The sequence below is a fragment of the Mycobacterium sp. pUA109 genome (assembly GCF_041287095.1).
Taxonomy (GTDB): domain Bacteria; phylum Actinomycetota; class Actinomycetes; order Mycobacteriales; family Mycobacteriaceae; genus Mycobacterium.
In genome coordinates this window covers 44747-64646 of sequence record NZ_JBGGKS010000028.1, presented here as the reverse complement: position 1 = coordinate 64646, position 19900 = coordinate 44747, and the positions used below count along the sequence as shown (strand labels likewise).

At 68.0% G+C, this 19900-nt stretch carries 20 protein-coding genes; 12 read left to right on the top strand and 8 right to left on the bottom strand.

Annotated features, from left to right (window positions below):
- Positions 1 to 181 precede the first annotated feature (181 nt).
- The 7 genes from ACAG26_RS24925 to ACAG26_RS24895 form a co-directional block, all read right to left on the bottom strand.
- Positions 182 to 928: an acyl-CoA dehydrogenase family protein gene (locus ACAG26_RS24925; protein WP_370485762.1), complete on the bottom strand. Its 747-nt coding sequence runs from the start codon at positions 926 to 928 to the stop codon at positions 182 to 184.
- A 62-nt stretch (positions 929 to 990) separates the two neighbouring features.
- Positions 991 to 2079: an acyl-CoA dehydrogenase family protein gene (locus ACAG26_RS24920; RefSeq protein ID WP_370485755.1), complete on the bottom strand. Its 1089-nt coding sequence runs from the start codon at positions 2077 to 2079 to the stop codon at positions 991 to 993.
- Positions 2076 to 2498, bottom strand: coding sequence for a nuclear transport factor 2 family protein (locus ACAG26_RS24915; protein ID WP_370485754.1), 423 nt, complete (start codon positions 2496 to 2498; stop codon positions 2076 to 2078). Before ACAG26_RS24915 ends, ACAG26_RS24920 begins: the two co-directional genes overlap by 4 nt.
- Positions 2482 to 3750: an amidohydrolase family protein gene (locus tag ACAG26_RS24910; protein ID WP_370485753.1), complete on the bottom strand. Its 1269-nt coding sequence runs from the start codon at positions 3748 to 3750 to the stop codon at positions 2482 to 2484. The genes ACAG26_RS24915 and ACAG26_RS24910 overlap by 17 nt, the downstream gene beginning before the upstream one ends.
- 4 nt (positions 3751 to 3754) lie before the next feature.
- Positions 3755 to 4078, bottom strand: coding sequence for a hypothetical protein (locus ACAG26_RS24905; protein ID WP_370485752.1), 324 nt, complete (start codon positions 4076 to 4078; stop codon positions 3755 to 3757).
- On the bottom strand, positions 4062 to 5360 hold the full coding sequence (locus ACAG26_RS24900; RefSeq protein ID WP_370485751.1) for an aromatic ring-hydroxylating dioxygenase subunit alpha: 1299 nt from the start codon (positions 5358 to 5360) through the stop codon (positions 4062 to 4064). The genes ACAG26_RS24905 and ACAG26_RS24900 overlap by 17 nt, the downstream gene beginning before the upstream one ends.
- A 3-nt stretch (positions 5361 to 5363) precedes the next feature.
- Positions 5364 to 5900 (bottom strand): carboxymuconolactone decarboxylase family protein, encoded by a 537-nt coding sequence (locus ACAG26_RS24895; RefSeq protein ID WP_370485750.1) that lies wholly within the window; start codon positions 5898 to 5900, stop codon positions 5364 to 5366.
- Between the two features lie 267 nt (positions 5901 to 6167).
- Here ACAG26_RS24895 and ACAG26_RS24890 point away from each other — a divergent pair, with 267 nt between their 5' ends.
- From ACAG26_RS24890 to ACAG26_RS24865, 6 genes are all read left to right on the top strand, one after another.
- Positions 6168 to 7448 (top strand): amidohydrolase family protein, encoded by a 1281-nt coding sequence (locus tag ACAG26_RS24890; protein WP_370485749.1) that lies wholly within the window; start codon positions 6168 to 6170, stop codon positions 7446 to 7448.
- Positions 7449 to 7543: 95 nt separating this feature from the next.
- Positions 7544 to 8710: an acyl-CoA dehydrogenase family protein gene (locus tag ACAG26_RS24885; RefSeq protein WP_370485748.1), complete on the top strand. Its 1167-nt coding sequence runs from the start codon at positions 7544 to 7546 to the stop codon at positions 8708 to 8710.
- Positions 8711 to 8759: 49 nt separating this feature from the next.
- Positions 8760 to 9962, top strand: a complete 1203-nt coding sequence (locus ACAG26_RS24880) for a CaiB/BaiF CoA transferase family protein (RefSeq protein ID WP_370485747.1) — start codon at positions 8760 to 8762, stop codon at positions 9960 to 9962.
- Complete coding sequence (locus ACAG26_RS24875) at positions 9959 to 10759, top strand: enoyl-CoA hydratase/isomerase family protein (RefSeq protein ID WP_370485746.1); 801 nt, start codon at positions 9959 to 9961, stop codon at positions 10757 to 10759. The genes ACAG26_RS24880 and ACAG26_RS24875 overlap by 4 nt, the downstream gene beginning before the upstream one ends.
- Complete coding sequence (locus ACAG26_RS24870; RefSeq protein ID WP_370485745.1) at positions 10752 to 11903, top strand: acetyl-CoA C-acyltransferase; 1152 nt, start codon at positions 10752 to 10754, stop codon at positions 11901 to 11903. Before ACAG26_RS24875 ends, ACAG26_RS24870 begins: the two co-directional genes overlap by 8 nt.
- Before the next feature lie 9 nt (positions 11904 to 11912).
- The gene (locus ACAG26_RS24865) at positions 11913 to 13061 is read left to right on the top strand and encodes an acyl-CoA dehydrogenase family protein (protein ID WP_370485744.1); all 1149 of its coding nucleotides are present in this window, start codon (positions 11913 to 11915) and stop codon (positions 13059 to 13061) included.
- A 5-nt stretch (positions 13062 to 13066) separates the two neighbouring features.
- On the opposite strand, the gene ACAG26_RS24860 is transcribed toward ACAG26_RS24865, so the two are convergent.
- Entirely contained in the window at positions 13067 to 13633 is a 567-nt protein-coding gene (locus ACAG26_RS24860) for a TetR/AcrR family transcriptional regulator (RefSeq protein WP_370485761.1), read from the bottom strand.
- A 90-nt stretch (positions 13634 to 13723) separates the two neighbouring features.
- Here ACAG26_RS24860 and ACAG26_RS24855 point away from each other — a divergent pair, with 90 nt between their 5' ends.
- From ACAG26_RS24855 to ACAG26_RS24830, 6 genes are read left to right on the top strand one after another with little or no spacing between them, the layout of a single operon-like run.
- Positions 13724 to 15052, top strand: coding sequence for an oxygenase MpaB family protein (locus ACAG26_RS24855; RefSeq protein WP_370485743.1), 1329 nt, complete (start codon positions 13724 to 13726; stop codon positions 15050 to 15052).
- A 7-nt stretch (positions 15053 to 15059) separates the two neighbouring features.
- Complete coding sequence (locus tag ACAG26_RS24850; RefSeq protein WP_370485742.1) at positions 15060 to 15482, top strand: zinc ribbon domain-containing protein; 423 nt, start codon at positions 15060 to 15062, stop codon at positions 15480 to 15482.
- Positions 15479 to 16612 carry a thiolase family protein gene (locus tag ACAG26_RS24845; RefSeq protein WP_370485741.1) on the top strand — a complete coding sequence of 378 codons (1134 nt, stop codon included), beginning with the start codon at positions 15479 to 15481 and terminating at the stop codon, positions 16610 to 16612. Before ACAG26_RS24850 ends, ACAG26_RS24845 begins: the two co-directional genes overlap by 4 nt.
- A 13-nt stretch (positions 16613 to 16625) precedes the next feature.
- Positions 16626 to 18167, top strand: coding sequence for a class I adenylate-forming enzyme family protein (locus tag ACAG26_RS24840; protein ID WP_370485740.1), 1542 nt, complete (start codon positions 16626 to 16628; stop codon positions 18165 to 18167).
- Positions 18160 to 18933 carry a crotonase/enoyl-CoA hydratase family protein gene (locus ACAG26_RS24835; RefSeq protein WP_370485739.1) on the top strand — a complete coding sequence of 258 codons (774 nt, stop codon included), beginning with the start codon at positions 18160 to 18162 and terminating at the stop codon, positions 18931 to 18933. The genes ACAG26_RS24840 and ACAG26_RS24835 overlap by 8 nt, the downstream gene beginning before the upstream one ends.
- On the top strand, positions 18930 to 19853 hold the full coding sequence (locus ACAG26_RS24830; RefSeq protein WP_370485738.1) for an SDR family NAD(P)-dependent oxidoreductase: 924 nt from the start codon (positions 18930 to 18932) through the stop codon (positions 19851 to 19853). The genes ACAG26_RS24835 and ACAG26_RS24830 overlap by 4 nt, the downstream gene beginning before the upstream one ends.
- The last annotated feature ends 47 nt before the right edge of the window (positions 19854 to 19900 follow it).

Below are 19900 nucleotides of genomic sequence, written 5' to 3'. Positions count from 1 at the left end.
ACCCACAACCGGATAACCACGCGGCACAGCAACCTCCAAAACCACTAGACGTTGCACTGACCGTATGAATCCGCCCGAGAGGACTCCTGCGGGAACGCACTTTCGGCGTTGGGAATGCGACCCAAGCCCGTTTTCACGCCTGCGAGGCGTCCCGAGAAGGGTCCAATGGCTCGCGGGGATGTCAGGCCAGCTGCACCAGCCGCGGGGCGGATCCCCGCGCCCGCAGCTGCGCACCGGCTTCGCGAGTGAGCTCGCGGGCGCTGCCGAGCAGGCCGTCCAACAGCAACGCGCGCTTGACGTGGCGGTGCAGTTCGTGCTCGTCGGTGAAGCCGATCCCGCCGAGCACCTGCTGGCAGTGCCGCGCCGCGGTCAACGCGGCCTGCCCGGCCGCCGCCTTGGCCAGCAGCGACGCCAGCTCGTCGGGTTCGTCGGCCGCGGCGTGCAGGGTCGCGGCCGCCCCCTCGATCGCCACCAGGGTCTCGGCCAGCCGGTGCCGCACCGCCTGGAACCCGGCGATCGGCTTGCCGAACTGCACCCGGTCCACGGCGTGCTGGCGGGCCAGCGACAGCATGGCGCGGCTGGTGCCGACCAGCCACCAGCCCAGCGCGCGACGCCCGGCGGCCAGCGGGACCGGCTCGCCGGCGGTGACGCGGTGCACCGGCACCTCACCGTCGACCGCGGTGCCGGGCGTATCGTCGCGCTGCCAGAGCACCCACGTCCCGCCGGCGTAGGGCAGCGGCACGGTGCCGCCGGCCGGGCGTCCGGCGGCGCGCAGCACCACGTCGTTGAGCACCGGCGCGTGCGCGCCGGTCTCGCCGAGCCGGGAAAACACCAGACGGATTGCCGTGTCCGGCATTTCGTCGAGCACGTCGAGCCAGCCCAGCTCGGTCAGCGCGGTGTCGAGGTCACGACCGGACGCCGCGGTCATGGACTTGTGCACGGCGTCGTCGAGAAGCTGCAGATCTTCGGTGTCCAGGGCCGCGTCCACGTTCACTCCTTGCCCAGATCCAACAGCCGCCGCGCGATGATGTTGCGCTGAATCTCGGCGGTGCCGCCGTAGATGGTCGCCGCGCGCGAGTACAGAAACTCGGTGCGCCACTCCGACTCGTCGAGTTCGACCGCCCCGGGCAGCAGGTCGCGCACCGTGTCGAAGAGCTTTTGCTCGGCGGTGGCCAGCAACACCTTGTCGATCGAGGTGTCCGGGCCCAGCCGCGCCCCGTCGGCCAGCCGATGCTGGGTGGCGGCCGATCGGCAGCGCAACGTGTGCAACGCCAGATATGCCGCACCCAGCTCGGAGTCGCTGGGATCGGTGGCGGCGGCGATCAGTCGGTCGAAACGTGAATACAGGTAGGCGATCCGCTGCCAGAAGCAGGTCGACCGCTCAAACGGCAGCAGGTCCATGGCGAGTCGCCAGCCGTCGCCGGGCGCCCCCAGCATGCGGCTGGCCGGAATCACCACGTCGTCGAAGTAGACCTCGCAGAACTCGTCCACCCCGTGCATGGTGTGCAGCGGACGCACGGTGATGCCGGGGGTGTCCATGTCGACGAAGAACGCGGTGATGCCGTCATGGCCGGGCGCGGTGCGGGTCAGCAGGACGCACCGGGTGGAGAACTGGGCGAAGCTGGTCCACACCTTCTGCCCGTTGATGATCCAGTTGTCGCCGTCGGGGGTGGCGCGGGTAGACAGCGACGCCAGGTCGCTGCCGGAGCCCGGTTCGGAAAAGCCCTGGCACCACTGTTCGCGCCCGGACAGCAACCGTGGCACCATTTCCGCGGCGAGCTCCGGTGACGCGTAATCGATCATCGTCGGCGCCAGCACCTCGAGCATCGAATACGGGCCGGGCTCGGCCAGGCGTCGGCCGACGACCTCCTCGCCGACGATCGCGCGCAGCATCGCCGGACCACCCAGTCCGCCGGCCTCCTCCGGCCACCCGTACCGCATCCAGCCGGCCTCATACAGCGCCGAAGACACCCGGGCGAACTGTCGGATGTGGGCCGCCAGCGAGTGATCCGGCGGCGGGGTCAGATCGTGCTCATCGAGCCACGCGCGCAGATCCGTCCGGAATTCGGCGACATTCATGTCGCGGACGGACGACCCACGGCGTGCGGACGCCCCGAGTCGTGTGCCCCGCTGCGGCGGATGAACGTCATCGCCCGGGTCTTCAGCCGCCACCCGTCGGGGGTGCGCAGGTAGGTGTCGTTGTAGTAGCCGATCCGCATGTCATGGGTGGCGTGGTCGATGAAACACAGCGGCTGGGTTCCGGTGGCGGTGTCGCCGTCGATGTCGACCAGGGCTGTCCCGGTCATGAACAACCCCTTCGGGGCGGCGTCCACCAGCACCGGGAAGCGGTCCAGCGCATAGGTTTCGCCGAAGGCGCTGTAGGTGCCGTCCGGGGTGAACACCGCCACCAGACCGTCGATATCGCCCTGGGTGATGGTCACCGCGTAGCGGGCCAGCAGCTGCTGGATTTCGACCAGGTCCTCAGTTCTTGTTGACATAAACCTTGCCGCCTTTCATGACGAAGCTCACCTGCTGGGTGACGGTGATGTCGGCCAATGGATCTCCGGGCACCGCGATGATGTCGGCGAGCAATCCCTCGGCCAGCCGGCCGCGGTCGTCGGCGTTGATCAGGTCGGCGGCGGTGACGGTGGCGGCCTTCAGCACGGCGGCCGGCGGCATGCCCCAGTCGACCAGGGTGACCAGTTCCTCGGCGTTGCGGCCGTGCGGGATGGCGGGCGCGTCGGTGCCGACGGCGATCTTCACCCCGGCTTCGTAGGCGGCCTTGACCGAGGTGCGGGCCTTGGGGAACATCTCGGCGGCCTTGGCCTGCAACGCCGGCGGCGCCTTGGAGACGTCCATCGCCTCGGCGAGGCGGCGCGTGGTGACCAGAAACCGGTCGTTGTCGACCAGCATCTGGATGGCTTCGTCGTCCATCAAAAACCCGTGCTCGATGCAGTCGATCCCGCACGCCACGGCGTGTTTGACCGCTTCGGCGCCGTGGGTGTGCGCGGCGACGCGCAGCCCGCGGCGGTGCGCCTCGTCGACGATGACGCGCAGCTCCTCATCGGAATAGTGTTGGGCGCCGGCCTCCCCGGTGAGCGACATGACGCCGCCCGAGCAGCACACCTTGATCAGCTGGGCGCCGTGCTTGATCTGGTAGCGCACCGCCTTGCGGATCTCGTCGACCCCGTTGGCGATGCCCTCCTCGATCGTCAGCTCCAGCACACCGGGCATGAACGCCGCGAACATGGTCGGATCCAGGTGCCCGCCGGTGGGGGTGATCGCGTGACCGGCCGGCACGACGCGGGGCCCCTCGATCCAGCCGGCGTCGATGGCCTTGCCCAGCGCCACGTCCAGCAGATACCCGCCGGTCTTGACGAACAGGCCCAGGTTGCGCACCGTGGTGAAGCCGGCCCGCAGCGTGCGCCGCGCATTACCCACCGCACGCAGCACCCGGGTCGGCGGATCGTCCTGGACTTGGGACAGGCCCGGGGTTTCGCCCCGCCCACCCATCAGCAGGTTGACTTCCATATCCATCAACCCGGGCAACAGAATCTGGTCGCCGAGATCGATGATGTCACCGTCGTTTGCCGATGGCGGGGACCCGCTGCGCCCGGCTCCGCCGCGCTTGCGATCCCCGCTCGCGCCGCCGACGCCGACGATCCGGTCCCCGTCGACCCGCACGATCCCGGGCCGGACGATCTCGCCGGCATCGACGTCGAGCAGCCCGGCTGCCTTGAGCGTCAACACTTTTCTAAACTACCGGTTCCTTGATCAGCTCAACCCACGCCGCGCCGCTGTCCGGCACCCGCGGCTGCTTCCACGCCTCCACCGGAAACGACACCATGACCAGCGACTGCATCACGTGCATCAGCGAGCGCGCGTCGTCGGGCAGGTCATGCAGGTCGAACTTGTCCAGGTAGGTAATCGCGTCCTCCAGGCGGGGAAACGCGGCGTCGTAGAACTCCTGCAGCTCCGGCATCGTCGAGGCCAACCGCTTGGCGTAGCGCTCGGGCTCGGTGGCCAGATCCCAGGCGGCGTAGGGCTGCAGGTCGGCAAACTCAGCGGGTAGCGCCATTGGCGTGCTCCTTGGTGGTGGTCTTCTGGTATTCGCTGACATAGTCGCGGGCGGTCTTGTGCAGGTGGCGCAGCAGGATTTCCTGGTCGCACAACAAGAAGTCGTTGACGACCCGGGTGCCGAGCATGGTCTGGGTCGCCTCCAGGGTGTTGGCGTCCTGCAGCGCGTATTCCTTGAAGGTCACCGCGGCCAACTCTTGGGCCAACCGTTCCCGCGCGTTGCGCGGCGGCACGAAATACAAGGTGGTTTCGAAGATGTGCTTGTCGACGGCGGTCGGCCAGTAGTGGTAGGTCAAATACCAGCCCGGCTCCCACAGCAGCAGCATGAAGTTGGGGAAGAACACGAACGAGTCGATGCCCCACTGCGGCGCCCGCGACGGGTTCACCCCCGGCGGCAGCGCGTCGAGTCCGTCGATGTCGGGCTTGTCCCACGGACCGAACAGTCCGCTGCGCAGCACCCGATCCATCGGCTTGACCATCTTCAGGTCCGCCGGCGGCGCCTGGCCGCCCCAGGTGGAGATCACCGAGTGCGGACCGACCAACTCATAGTGCAGCGCCTCGAAGCCATACTTTTGGATCTTGGCGGCTTCCTCCTTGGTGTACTGCCCTTGGTGCAGCACCGGCGCGTGGTAGAACTCGGCGAACGCGTCGATGAACAGCTTCCAGTTGCTGCCGATTTCGGCCCGGTAGGTGTAGACCTCGGTCATCTCGTGGAACGGGTAGCCCTCGATGCCCTTGGCCAGCGGGCCGAGGTATTCGGTCAGCGGGCCGGCGTTGTCGTCGAGGTTGACGAAGATGAAGCCCTCCCACACCTCGCAGCGCACCGGCACCAGGCCGTAGTCGCTCTTGTCGACGTCGAAGAACTCGTCCTCCTGCTGGATGAAGGTCAGGTCCCCGTCCAGGCTGTAGCGCCAGGCGTGGTACTTGCAGGTGAACTGCCGGCAGGTGCCGGAGGTCTCCTCGTGCGGAAAGTCGTTCCACACCAGCTTGTTACCGCGGTGCCGGCAGATGTTGTGGAACGCCCGGACCACCTGGTCCTTGCCTTTGACGATGATCAGCGAGGTGCCGGTGCACGCCGAGGGCAGTTCCTTGGTGAAGTAGCTGCCGACCTTGGGCAGACGCTCGACCCGGCCCACGTTGAGCCAGGTGCGACCGAAGATCGCCTTCTGCTCGGCGGCGTAGTGGTCGGGGTCGGTCGAATCGCTGTAATCGACCGGCTCGGTGCCGAGTTCGGGGTAGTTCTGGGTCCAGCTTCCTGCGGCCGGTTTCGGGAAATGGGGCACGGTCTAGTTCTCCTGCTCTTGTTCGAGGTCGACGCCAAAGGTGTTGAAAGCCATGGCCAGCGTGGTGTAACAGCCGATCGTGAAGACAAGGTCCAGGCACTGTCGCTCGGTGAGGTGCTCGGTCAGCGCGACCTCGGTGGCCTCGGACAGACAGGACTTGTCGTCGAGTTCGTCCACCGCGGTCAGCACCGCTGCATCCAACGGATCGCGGGCCGCGCCGTGTTGCAGATCGGCGATGTCATCGTCGGTGAGCCCGGCCGCTTTACCCATGGTCACGTGGTGGGCCCATTCGTAGCTGCAGCCGCGCCGGTGCGCGACCCGCAAGATGGCCAGTTCCCGCAGCCGTTCGGGCAGCGTCGAGCGGTACAGCAGGTGGACGTTGAACCGCAGGAACGCCCGGGTCAGGTCCGGGTGGTGGACCAGGGTGGCCAGCGCGTTGCCGGCGCCGTCCGGGGTGCGTCGTTCCGTGGGCAGCATCGGGGCCAGCGCATGTTGGACCGCATCGTCCCAGCGGTCCGCGGGCAACGGGCCCAGTCGCATAGCGTCTCCTCGGTTCTGGAGAATCACATTCTCATATTTGACCAATAGGTTTCCATGATTCGCCCGGTTGGTCAACACCGGGCAGCTGACCTGGTCACATCCGTTCGCCGTCGCGCTGCATAGCCGGCCCGCCGACCCGGCCAGCCGAGGCGGAGCAGGGGTCTCAAGATGTTGATTCTCGGGAAGTGAGAAGCTAATTTCCATTAGAGTGACGGGTGGGCGACCCGTGCGCCCGTCCAAGTGCCCCCCAGCGGAAGGGAAGGGTCCGTGAACAAAGACGACATGATCCTGATCAGCGTCGACGACCACACCGTTGAGCCGCCGGACATGTTCAAAAACCACCTACCGAAGAAGTACCTCGACGACGCGCCGCGGCTGGTGCACAACCCCGACGGCTCCGACATGTGGAAGTTCCGGGACACCGTCATCCCGAACGTGGCGCTCAACGCGGTCGCCGGCCGGCCCAAGGAGGAATACGGCCTCGAGCCGCAGGGCCTCGACGAGATCCGGCCCGGCTGCTACAACGTCGACGAGCGGGTCAAGGACATGAACGCCGGCGGCATCCTGGGGTCGATCTGTTTCCCGTCGTTCCCGGGCTTCGCCGGGCGGCTGTTCGCCACCGACGACCCGGAGTTTTCGGTGGCGCTGGTGCAGGCCTACAACGACTGGCACATCGATGAATGGTGCGGGGCGTATCCGGCGCGGTTCATCCCGATGGCGTTGCCGGTGATCTGGGACGCCGAACGCTGCGCCGACGAGGTCCGTCGGGTCGCCAAGAAGGGCGTGCACGCGCTGACGTTCACCGAAAACCCGGCGGCGATGGGCTACCCCAGCTTCCACGACGCGTACTGGAACCCGTTGTGGAAAGCGTTGTGCGACACCAACACCGTGATGAACGTGCACATCGGGTCGTCGGGCAAGTTGGCGATCACCGCCCCGGACGCGCCGATGGACGTGATGATCACCCTGCAGCCGATGAACATCGTGCAGGCCGCCGCCGACCTGCTGTGGTCCAAGCCGATCAAGGACTACCCCGACCTGAAGATCGCGCTGTCGGAGGGCGGCACCGGGTGGATCCCGTACTTCTTGGAGCGCGCCGACCGCACCTACGAGATGCACTCGACGTGGACCGGCCAGGACTTCGGTGGCAAGCAGCCCTCCGACGTGTTCCGGGAGCACTTTTTGACCTGCTTCATCTCCGACCCGGTCGGCGTCAAGCTGCGCGAGGAGATCGGCATCGACAACATCTGCTGGGAGGCCGACTACCCGCACAGTGACTCGATGTGGCCGGGCGCGCCGGAGGAACTGTGGGAGGTGTTGACCGCCAACAAGGTGCCCGACGCCGACATCAACAAGATGACCCACGAGAACGCGATGCGCTGGTACTCGTTCGACCCGTTCAGCCACATCTCCCGGGAGCAGGCCACGGTCGGCGCGCTGCGCAAGGCCGCCGAAGGCCACGACGTGTCGATCCGGGCGCTTAGCCACCACAAGGAGGGCCAGCGGCAGTCGAACGCGCTGATGGAAGCGGCGAAGTCGAACAGTTAGATTTTTTAGCGCGAGCAGACGCAAAAGCCCCTGTTTTCGGCATGAAAACGGGACTTTTGCGTCTGCTCGCGGGAAGAAGGTGACCCATGTCTGGGATGAACTTTGAGCTGACCGAGGATCAGCAACTGATCCGCACCTCGGTCGCCGAACTGGCCGCAAAGTTCGACGACCACTATTGGATGCAGAAGGATCAGTCGCACCAATTCCCGCAGGAGTTCTACGACGCGGTCGCCGACGGCGGCTGGCTGGGCATGACGATCCCCGAGGAGTACGGCGGCCACGGCTTTGGGATCACCGAGGCCACCCTGCTCGCCGAGGAGGTGGCCCGCTCCGGTGGCGGCATGAACGCCGCCAGCTCGATTCACATGTCGATCTTCGGGATGCACCCGGTCGTCGTGCACGGCTCCGACGAGCTCAAGGCGCGGACCCTGCCCCGCATCGCGTCGGGGGAGCTGCATGTCTGCTTCGGGGTGACCGAGCCCGGTGCGGGCCTGGACACCTCGCGGATCAGCACGTTCGCCAAACGCGACGGCGACCGCTACATCGTCAACGGCCGCAAGGTGTGGATCTCCAAAGCGCTGGAGTCCGAGAAGATCCTGCTGCTGACCCGCACCCAGCACTACGACGAGGTCACCAAGAAAACCGACGGCATGACGCTGTTCCTCACCGACCTGGACCGCAGCCGGGTCGACATCCGGCCCATCCCCAAGATGGGGCGCAACGCGGTCTCCTCCAACGAGCTGTTCATCGACAACCTCGAAGTCCCGGTGGAAGACCGGGTCGGTGAGGAGGGCAAGGGTTTCTCCTACATCCTCGACGGGCTCAACCCGGAACGGATGTTGATCGCCGCCGAAGCGCTCGGCATCGGCCGGGTCGCCCTGGACCGGGCGGTCAAATACGCCAACGAGCGCGAAGTGTTCGGCCGCCCGATCGGGATGAACCAGGGCATCCAGTTCCCGCTGGCCGACTCGCTGGCCCGCCTCGACGCCGCCGAACTGATACTGCGCAAGGCCACCTGGCTGTACGACAACGGCAAACCCTGCGGACGTGAAGCCAACACCGCCAAATACCTTTGCGCCGACGCCGGTTTCACCGCCGCCGACCGCGCGCTGCAGACCCACGGCGGCATGGGCTATTCCGAGGAGTACAACGTATCCCGGTTCTTCCGGGAGGCCCGACTGATGAAGATCGCCCCGATCAGCCAGGAGATGATCCTGAACTACCTGGGGTCGCACACCCTGAAGCTGCCGAGGAGCTACTGATGCCCAACCCGCTGTTCGACCTGACCGGGGTCGGCGGCATGGTGATGTGATGACCCAGACCCACCCCGCGCCGCTGGCGGGAGTCACCGTGGTGGCGCTGGAGCAAGCCGTGTCGGCGCCGATGTGCACCCGGGTGCTGGCCGATTTCGGGGCCCGCATCATCAAGGTGGAAAACCCCACCGGCGGCGACTTCGCCCGCGACTACGACGACGTCGTCAACGGTCTTGCCGCGCACTTCGTGTGGGCTAACCGCGGCAAGGAATCGGTGACGCTGGACCTGAAATCCGACGCCGGGATCGGCCTGTTGCACCGACTGCTCGACGGCGCCGACGTGCTGGTGTCCAACCTCGCGCCGGGGGCCACCGCGCGGCTGGGCATCGCGCCCGACGACCTGCGCACCCGACACCCCCACGTCATCCCGGTTGAGATCGACGGCTACGGCCCGGGTGGGCCGATCTCCCACAAACGCGCGTATGACCTGCTGGTGCAGGCCGAGTCGGGGTGCTGCGCGGTCACCGGCTACCCGGATATGCCGGCCAAACCCGGCCCGCCGGTCGCCGACATCTCCACCGGGCTGTATGCCGCGCTGTCGATCGTGGCGCTGCTGTACGGGCGCCGCGACAACCCGGGGGCCGCCCCCGCGGTGGCGGTCAGCCTGTTCGACACCATGACCGACATCATGGGCTATCAACTGACCTACACCCAGCACTCCGGGGTCGACCAGCAGCCGCTGGGCATGAGTTCGCCGGCGGTGGCCCCCTACGGGGCGTTCGGCACCCGCGATCAGCAGACCGTCGTGCTGGGCACCACCAACGACCGGGAATGGCAGCGGCTGGCCCGGGACATCATCGGCCGCCCGGACCTGGCCGACGACCCGCGGTTGGCCTCCAATGCGGATCGCTGCGCGCACCGCGACGTGCTCAACGAGGCGATCCGAACCTGGTGCGCCCAACACGATCTCGCCGAGATTCAGCAGATCGCCGACGAGGCCGGCATCGGCAACTCGCGGTACAACACGCCCAGCGAGGTCGTCGCGCATCCGCAGCTCAAAGACCGCGACCGGTGGCGGTCGGTGGACACCCCCAACGGCGCCATCCCGGCGCTGCTGCCGCCGCCGGTGATCTCGGGATTCGAGCAACCGATGGGCGCGGTGCCCGGCCTGGGCGAGCACACCGCGGCGGTGCTGGCCGGACTGGGGCTGGGCGCCGACGAGATCGCCGCGCTGCGCGAGCGGGGCGTGATCGGGGCATGAGCGACCCGGTGCTGTTGTGCAGCGACCGCGACGGCGTGCGCACCCTGACGCTGAACCGGCCGCACCGCAAAAACGCGCTCAACCCGGAGCTGTGGATCGCGTTGCGGGATGCGCTGCGCGCGGTCCTCGACGACGACGGCGTCCGGGCCTTGGTGCTCACCGGGGCCGGTGGTGCGTTCTGCTCGGGCGCCGACATCTCGGTGCCCGAGGACGTGCACCCGGACCGCAAGCTGCGTCGGCTCACCGACGTCGCGCTGGCACTGCACGAGCTGCCGATCCCGACCATCGCCAAGGTGAGTGGGGTGGCCGTGGGGGCGGGCTGGAACCTGGCGTTGGGCTGCGATCTGGTGGTGGCGACCCCGCAGTCGCGGTTCTGCCAGATCTTCGCCAACCGCGGGCTGTCGATCGACCTCGGCGGTTCCTGGCTGTTGCCCAAACTGGTCGGGCTGCAGCAGGCCAAACGGCTGACGCTGCTGGCCGAAACCATCGACGCGTCGGAGGCCCACGCGCTGGGCTTGGTGACCTGGGTGCAACCGAGCGCGCAGATCGACGCGTTCGTCGACGACCTGGGGCGCCGGCTGGCGGCCGGCCCGCCGGTTGCGCTCGCGCACAGCAAGGCGCTGCTGACCGCCGGTGTCGACTGCACGCTGCCGCAGGCATTGGCCAACGAGGCCCGCGCCCAACCCGGTAACTTCGCCACCGCGGATGCCGGCGAAGCCTATGCCGCCTTCGCCGCCAAGCGCGAGCCGTCGTTTACTGGTCGATGGGCGATCAGATCGGAGCAGAACAATGCGTGAAGCAGTCATCGTCGAAGCGGTCCGCACCCCGGTCGGCAAGCGCAACGGCGGGTTGTCGGGCATGCACGCCGCCGACCTGTCCGCGGTGGTGCTGGGTGCGCTGGCCGAGCGCACCGGGATCGACCCCGTCATCGTCGACGACGTGATCTGGGGCTGCGTGTCCCAGGTCGGCGACCAATCCAGCAATATCGGCCGGTACGCGGTGCTGGCCGCCGGCTGGCCCGAAACCATCCCCGGCACCACCATCAACCGGGCCTGCGGATCCAGCCAGCAGGCCCTGGACTTCGCCGTGCAGGCCGTGATGTCCGGGCAGCAGGACGTGGTGGTCGCCGGCGGCGTGGAGGTGATGAGCCGGGTGCCGCTGGGCGCCGCGCGTGCCACCGGCATGCCGTACGGGCCCAAAGTCCTTGAGCGCTACCGTGACTTCTCGTTCAACCAGGGCATCTCGGCGGAGCTCATCGCGGAGAAGTGGGGGCTGTCCCGCACCGCGCTCGACGAATACTCGGCGCGCTCGCATGAGCGGGCCGCCGCCGCCCAGACCGGCGGCGCGTTCAAGGACCAGATCGTGCCGGTGTTCACCGAGGGCGACGCCGCCGTCGTCACCGAGGACGAGGGGATCCGCCGGGGCACCACCGTGGAAAAACTCGGCGCGCTCAAACCCGCGTTCACCGAGGACGGGGTGATCCACGCCGGCAACTCGTCGCAGATCTCCGACGGCGCGGCGGCCCTGCTGGTCACCACCCCCGCGTTGGCGCTGGAACTCGGTTTGACGCCGATCGTGGCCTACCGCGGCGGCGCGGTCACCGGCGCCGACCCGGTGCTGATGCTGACCGGACCCATTCCGGCCACCGAGAAGGTGCTGCGCAAGACCGGGCGCAGCGTCGGCGACGTCGGCGTCTTCGAGGTCAACGAGGCGTTCGCCCCGGTGCCGCTGGCCTGGCTGGCCGAGACCGGCGCCGACCCGGCCCACGTCAACCCGCTCGGCGGCGCCATCGCGCTGGGGCATCCGCTCGGGGCGTCCGGGGCGGTGCTGATGACCCGGATGATTCACCACATGCGGGACAACGGAATTCGGTACGGACTGCAAACCATGTGCGAGGGCGGCGGCACCGCCAACGCCACCCTGGTGGAACTGATCGGTTAAGGAGAACGGGTGCGCCGCGAGCTTTTCACCGACGACCACGAGGCCTTCCGCCGGCTGGCCCGCGACTTCGTCGACAAGGAGATCGAACCGCATTACGCCGACTGGGAGAAGGCCGGCCGGATGCCGCGGGAGGTCTTCGAAAAGCTGGGCGCGCTGGGCATGCTGGGCATGGCCATCCCCGAGGAATACGGCGGATCGGGATTGCCCGACTACCGCTACAACGTGGTGCTGCAAGAGGAGGCGGCCCGCGCCCTGGTCACCACCGGCACCGTGCGCACCCAGCTTGAGGTGATCCTGCCGTACTTCCTGAACTACGCCAACGCCGAGCAGCGGCAGCGCTGGTTTCCCGGCCTGGCCGCCGGCACGCTGCTGACCGCGATCGCGATGACCGAACCCGGCACCGGGTCGGACCTGGCCGGGATGCGCACCAGCGCGGTCCGTGACGGCGACGAGTACGTGCTCAACGGCGCCAAAACCTTCATCACCGGCGGCCTGCTGGCCGACCTGGTGATCGTGGTGGCGCGGACGTCGACCGATCCGGACAACCGGCGCCGCGGCCTGACCCTGCTGGTCGTCGAGGACGGCATGGACGGCTTCGTCAAGGGCCGGGCGCTGGACAAGATGGGCTGCAGGGTGCAAGACACCGCCGAGTTGTCGTTCACCGACGTCCGGGTGCCGGTGGCTAACCGGCTCGGTGCGGAAGGCGAAGCGTTCGGCTACCTCGGGCACAACCTGCCCCAGGAGCGGATGACGGTGGCGGTCGGTTCGGTGGCGCAGGCCCGGGCGGCGATCGCGGCCACCATCGACTACGTCAAGGAACGCAAGGCATTCGGCACCCCGGTCGCGTCGTTTCAGAACACCAAATTCGAGCTGGCGGCGATGTCGGCCGAGGTGGAGGCGGCGCAAACCATGCTGGACCGGGCGATCACCGAACTGGTCGCCGGCGAGCTGTCCGGCGCCGACGCCGCGCGGGTGAAGCTGTTCTGCACCGAGATGCAGGCCCGGGTGGTGGACCGGTGTCTGCAGCTGTTCGGCGGATACGGCTACATGATGGAGTACCCGATCGCCCGGCTGTACACCGACGCCCGGGTAGCCCGGATCTACGCCGGGACCTCCGAGGTGATGAAGGTGATCATCGCCAAATCGCTGGGACTGTAGGAGAGTCAGCGCCGCAGCAGCTCAGCCCCGAATCGCTGCACCATGGCCCGCAGGCGCTGGTGTGATGCCGCAGGGTCGCTAAGGCGCAGCTGCAGCAGCTCGCGACCGGCCGCCTGCGCGATACGCGCGGTGTACTCGGGGTCCGCCAATTCCGGGTCGATCCGCAGCAACTCACGGCGGAAGAACTCCCGAACGACGCCTTGGGCCCGGGCGAGGCGCTCGTGCAGCTCGGGTGGCGCCCCCTGCGGCGGGAATAGGAAGAGTCGCCAGGTCGCCGGGTGGGCATCGGTGGCAGCCAGCACCGCGTCGAACACCCGCAGCAGGTAGTGATCCCCCCCGTGGTCCTGTGACTCGACGACGGCGGCGGCGAACTGTGCGCCCGCCCGCGCTGCTTCCCGGTCGATCAACGCAACGAACAGTCCGGCGGGGTCACCGAACTGCTGATAGATCAACGATCTGTTGATCCCCGCCTCGCGGGCGATCCGGTTCGGGGTCGCCGCGTGAAAGCCCTCGGCGTCGACGATCGCGTGGGCGACGTCGAGGATCTGCTCGCGCCGAGCCTCGGCCGTCATCCGCCGTTGCCGGACCATCATGCTTGACAGCATAACTAACAACCTGTTATTTGTGTAACTCACAAGGTGTTAGTTATTTGGAGGATCGTGATGACCACGCATTACCCCAAGCTGGCGCGGCGGGTCCGCAGTCAAGGCGAACTACAGCACGACCTGTACGGCGGCATCGACTTCGACGCACAGCCGTACCGCACCACCACCGACCCAGCGGACCGCTCGTCGCTGCCGGAGTGGATCGCCGATCGCGCTGCGTACCTGGCCGACGAGCGGGCCGTCGAACTGATCTGCACGGCGACCCTGCTGGGCGATGTCGTCGCGGACCCCTACGCGGCGCTGATGGCCGACTACAGCGTCACGACCCTGATCACCATGCTCCAGCGGGCGTGCCGCGAGGGCATCAACGCGGTTCCCGACGCACCACCGGAGCTAGTGGCGTTCATCGCCGACATGGAGACCACCCCGGCGTGGCTGGACATGGAGTTGGTGGGCGAGGGTGCCCGGCAAGCGCGCATCCCGGCGGCGCTGGTATCGCCCTTCGTGACTCGGGGCGCGTTCATCGCGACCTTCGTCAACACCTACGCCGCGCTTCCGATGGCCCTTACCGGGGCGTTGTCCGGCCGGCGCGCCGCGCGCCGGGTCAACGAGACGACGAGCTTCTTCGCGGTCACCACGCTGCCCGGTGCGCTGGACCGGCACGGCCCGGGCTTCGAGGCGGCGGCCATGGTGCGGCTGATGCACTCGATGGTGCGCTACAACGCGCTCAAGCGCTCCGAGAAGTGGGACGTCGACATCTACGGGATTCCGATCCCCCAGGTCGACCAGATGCCGGCCGGAATGATCAACCTGTACCTGGTCTCGTTGGGCGCGCGACGCCAGGGGCGCACCGAATTCACCGCAAGTGAGCGCGCCTTGGTGGAGTTCACCCGCTACCGGGCGTTTCTGCTCGGCCTGCCCGAGGACCTCCTGCCGACCACGCCCGGCGAGATCATCCGCCTCATCCACACGCGCGGGGCACTGCTGCGCGCTGACTTCGATGACGCCACCTGCGGCGAAATGGTGCGTTCGACCATGGCGGCCTACCTGCGCCCGGAGGAGACCCGTCAGGAACGTATCGCGGACGCCGTGGAGAAGAGCTACAGCAAGGTCGCTTTCGTCCGAGCCTTCTGCAACGGCGACCGCACCGTCGCCGAGGGCATGGGCGTGTCGATCGGACTGGCCGATTACCTGCGGATCGGCCTGACTGCACCGTTCATCCTCGGGCGGTTTCTGCTGGTGCGGCGCGCCAGCAGGATCCCGGCACTGCGGCAGATCACCGACCGCTACGTCATCCGGCTCGTCAAACGCCGGCTGACGACGTACGGCAAGCCCGAATTCACTAGCGACGCGGGCGACTACACGCCCGCCGGGCAGCTGGCGTAACCCAAGTATGGAACAGTCCGGGCTGCGGCGGGTTGGTGCCCATCCGCGTCTCTACGACGCCGCTTCTCAGGTCCCGATATTGCTCGGCGTCGAGTGCACACGCTGTGAGCGGGTGTATTTTCCACCCCTCGACATCGGTTGCGAGAGCTGCGGCGCAACGGAATTGACCCCCACCACGCTGGCCGCCACCGGCATCGTGTTCGCGGTGGCTACGCTGCACCAGCACCCCGGCAACCCGCCGGCACCGTTCACCATCGCCGAGGTGCTGCTGGACGCGGGACCGTTGATCCGCGCCATGGTCCATCCGGACGCCGGTGATCTCGAGATCGGGGCGCGGGTGGCCGGGAGGTGGCTGGTCACCGAATCCGAGGACCAAACCCAGACGGTTGAACCGGCATTCGTACTTGCGCAGTCAGGGCAAGAGCGGTGAACGGGCTGCGCGAGATCTGGGTGATCGGCGTCGGCCTGCACCCTTACCAAAAGCCGAGTGTGGTGCCCTACACCGAGTTGGGGGTGATCGCGGTGCGCGCGGCGCTGGCCGACGCGGGCATCACGTGGCGCGACATTCGGACCGCGTACACCGGGACGGCGACCACCTCGATGGCGCTGTCGCGGTTGATGTATCGCCATCTGGGCGCCACCGGGATTCCGATGGTGCAGGTGGAGAACGCGTCCGCGTCCGGGTCGAGTGCGTTCCGCCAGGCGTGCCTGGACGTGGCCGGCGGCGTGCACGACGTGGCGATCGCGGTCGGGGTGGACAAGCCGCTGAGCCTGTCGTCGCCGCAGCGCGCCGCGGGCCTGCAGGATCTGGTCGGCACCCGGGTGCTGCCGGTGACCCATTTCGCCTTATTGGCCTCCCGCTATATGCACGACAGCGGCGCCGGGGCCGACGACATCGCCGCGGTGGCAGTCAAGAACAGCCGCAACGCGTCGCTGAACCCGTACGCACAACGACGCACACCGCGGACCCTGCAGGAGGTGCTGGCGCCGCCCTTGATCAGCGGCGTGCTGACCCGCCTGCAGTGTTGCCCGATCGGGGAGGGTGCGGCCGCGGCCATCGTTGCGTCCGCGCCGGGCATCCGGGCATTGGGGGTCGATTGCGGTCGCGCGGTACGGGTGGCTGCATCGGCGCTGCGCTCGGAAACCTGGTACGGCACCATGAATTTCGATGCAGCGCTCACCGCGCAGACCACCGCGCAGGCGCTCGGCCAGGCCGGTGTACGGGCCGCCGAGGTCGACGTGGTGGAACTGCACGACGCCTTCACCGTGGAGGAGTTGATCTACGCGGAGGCCATGGGGTTGTGCCCGCCCGGACAGGCAGCGGCCGCGCTGCGCGCAGGCGAATTCGACATCGGCGGCCGCGTCGCGGTCAACCCATCGGGTGGCCTGTTGTCGATGGGTCACCCGATCGGCCCCACCGGGGTCGGTCAGATCGTGGAGCTGACAACACAACTGCGGGGTGAGGCAGGTGCACGACAGCACCCGGGCGCCCGTGTCGGGCTCGCCCACATGGTCGGCATCGGCGCCGTCTGCGCTGTCCACGTCTTGGTCAACGACTGAACCAGGAGCAAGGATGCGTCAACCGCACCCGGGCACACCAGAATTCTGGGCACAGTCACGCCCGGAGCACCCCGCCGTCATTCACAGCGACCGCCAGCTGACCTACGGCCAATGGAACGACCTGGCCGACCGCGTCGCCGAGGGGCTGGCAGCACGCGGGCTGGTGGCAGGCGACCGGATCGGTATGCGGTTTCGGCTGAGCCTCGAATGGTTCGTGCTGCAGCGCGCCCTGCAGAAACTCGGCGTCGCCCAGGTCGCGGTGAACCACCGCCTGACACCGGACGAGGCGGCCTACATCCTGCACGACAGCGACGCCAAGGGACTGTTCTGCAACGACACCGACCCCACCGGATGGACGCACCACAAGATCGGCCTGCTGGTCACCGTCGGGCAGCCCGCCGGCGGTAGCGGCATCCGCTACGAGGACCTGATCACCACCGAGGTCGTCACCCCGCGCTTCGGCGCAGCACAGCCGGCACTGGTGCTCTACACCTCGGGCACCACCGGAAAACCGCGCGGGGTGCCGCCGCTGGATCCCGCCAACGCGCGCGACCCCGAACGCCTGGCCCGATACCGGGCGTCAGTGGGCAGCGTGCCGGAGTATCCGCAGGACGCCGTCACCTTGCTGACCATGCCCGTTCACCACGGTGCTGGTCCCGCCATTGCCACGGCCACCTGCGCCCGCGGTGGGACGCTGATCCTGCTCGACCCCTACGACGCCGAGTCGGCCCTGCAGCTGATCGACCAACACCGGGTGCAGGCGTGGACCGCGGTACCCACCATGCTGTTGCGCATCCAGGCGTTGCCGGCGGCCACCCTCGACCGCTACGACCTGTCCTGCCTGCAGGCGATCAACACCGGTGCCGCTCCCGTCCCGCAGTCGCTGAAACAGTGGCTGACCACCCGATTCGGCGCCAACGTGCTGTGGGAGGTCTACGGAGCCAGCGAATCCGGGATGATCAGCTACACCGCCCCCGAACACCAGCTCAGCAAGCCGGGAACCTGCGGGCTGCCCTACGACGGCGTCGAGGTCGCCATCGTCGACGAGCAGTGGAACCCGCTACCGCCCGGCCAGACCGGCGAGATCGCCGTCAACACCCCGGTGGTGATCGACCACTACCTCGGCCACGGACCGCTGGGCGCCGATACCGTCAAAGGCGGCTTCTACCGCACCGGCGACGTCGGACACCTCGATGACGACGGGTTCCTGTTCATCACCGACCGGATCAAGGACATGATCGTGGCCGGCGGCGTGAACATCTACCCCGCCGAAATCGAGAAGGTGCTCGTCGGACATCCCGCGGTCGTCGACGCCGCGGTGATCGGCATCCCCCAGGACGATTTCGGCGAACAGCCGCTGGCGTTCATCGTCACCGCCAACGGCGCACGGCTGACCGACGACGAACTGGTGGCCTTCCTCGACGGTCGACTGGCCTCCTACAAGCGGCCGCGCAAGTTCGTCTACGTCGACGAGCTGCCGCTCAACCCGGCCGGCAAAGTTCTCAAAACCACGCTCCGCCACCCCTATTGGGAAGGAAGACAACGGCATGTCTGATACGGGACCTGTGCTCACCGACCGGATCAGCGAGCACATCCTCCTGATCCGAATCAACCGGCCCGAGCGCCGCAACGCCTTCGACGGCGCCACCGCGCGCGCCATGGAGGCCGCCGTCGACGCCTACGACGCCGACGACCAGTTGCGCTGCGCCGTGGTAACCGGCTCCGACCTCGTGTTCTCGGCCGGTCAGGACCTGATCGCGGCGGCGAGCGGCGACATGGCGGTCACCGAACGCCGCGGCGGATTCGGGATCATGGCCCAGCCGCCGGCCAAGCCGCTGATCGCCGCCGTGGAAGGCCACGCGTTGGCCGGGGGACTGGAGCTGTGCCTGGCCTGCGACCTGATCGTCTCGTCGCGCACTGCCACCATGGGGCTACCCGAAGCCGCGAAATCACTGGTGGCGATCGGCGGGGGCTGCTTCCGGCTGCCCAAACGTATCCCGTATCACCTCGCCATGGAGCTGGTGCTGACCGGAAAAACTTGGCCAGCCACCCGATTCGCCGAACTCGGGTTGGTGAACAGGATCACCGAACCCGGTCGGGCACTGGCCGCTGCCCTGGAACTGGCCGCCGAAGTCGCCGCGGCCGGCCCACTGGCGGTACGCGCCAGCAAACAGATCCTCACCCACGCCTACGACTGGAGCGACACCGAAGCCTGGGCGCGGCAGTCAACCTTCGTCGCCCCGGTGATGGGGTCGCGAGACCTGAAAGAAGGCCTGCGCGCCTTCGCCGAGAAACGTGACCCAGTCTGGGAGGGCCGATGAGCCTGCTGATCGAACCCACGCTGCGCTCGGAGATGCTGGCCGGCCGGGTCGCCGTCGTCACGGGCGGTTCCCGCGGTATCGGCGGCGCCACGTCGACCATGTTGGCCGCCAACGGCGCCCGCGTGGTGATCGCCGACGTCGACGAGGCGGCGGCCCGCAGCGCCGCCACGCAACTCGACGCCGCGTTCGGTGCCGGCACCGCCGAGGTCTTCGTCGGCGACCTCGTGGCGCCCGGTGTGTGCGACGACCTGGTCGCCCACACCCTCGACCACTGCGGCTCACTGGACATCGTCGTCAACAACGCCGGCTACGCCTGGGACGGCCGCGTCCACGCCCTGACCGACGACCAGTTCCAGGCGATGCTCGACATCCACCTCATCGTTCCGTTCCGCCTGGCCCGGGCCTGCGCCCCGGTCTTCCGTGCGGCGGCAAAAGCCGACGCCGAGGACGTGCGGCACCGCAAGACCGTGCTGGTGTCCTCGATGGCCGGCACCTGGGGACTCGACGGCGCCGCCAACTACGCGGCCGCCAAAGCGGGACAGCTCGGTCTGATGCGATCGTTGGCCCAGGAATGGGGAGCGATACGCGTCAACGTCAACGCAGTCGCGTTCGGCGTGATCCAGACCCGGTTCGCGCTACCACAATCCGAGCGGGAGGTCATCCACACCGGCGGCCGCGACATCAAAATCGGGATGCCCGCCAAGCAGGCACAACGCCTTGGCGTCACCATCGACCCCGATAACCCGCCCACCGACGCCCAGATCTACGCGGCCAAACCGCTGCCCGGCGTGGTACTCGGCCGAACCGGGACAATCCGCGAGGCCGCCGATGTGATCCTGTGGCTGTGCTCGCCGCTCTCGGACTACGTCACCGGCCAGACCATCGCCGTCAACGGTGGCGGCCGCGGCGGGATGAGCTGAGCCGCTGAATAAGCTCGACTGAGACCCTTGTCACAGCGCGCCAACCA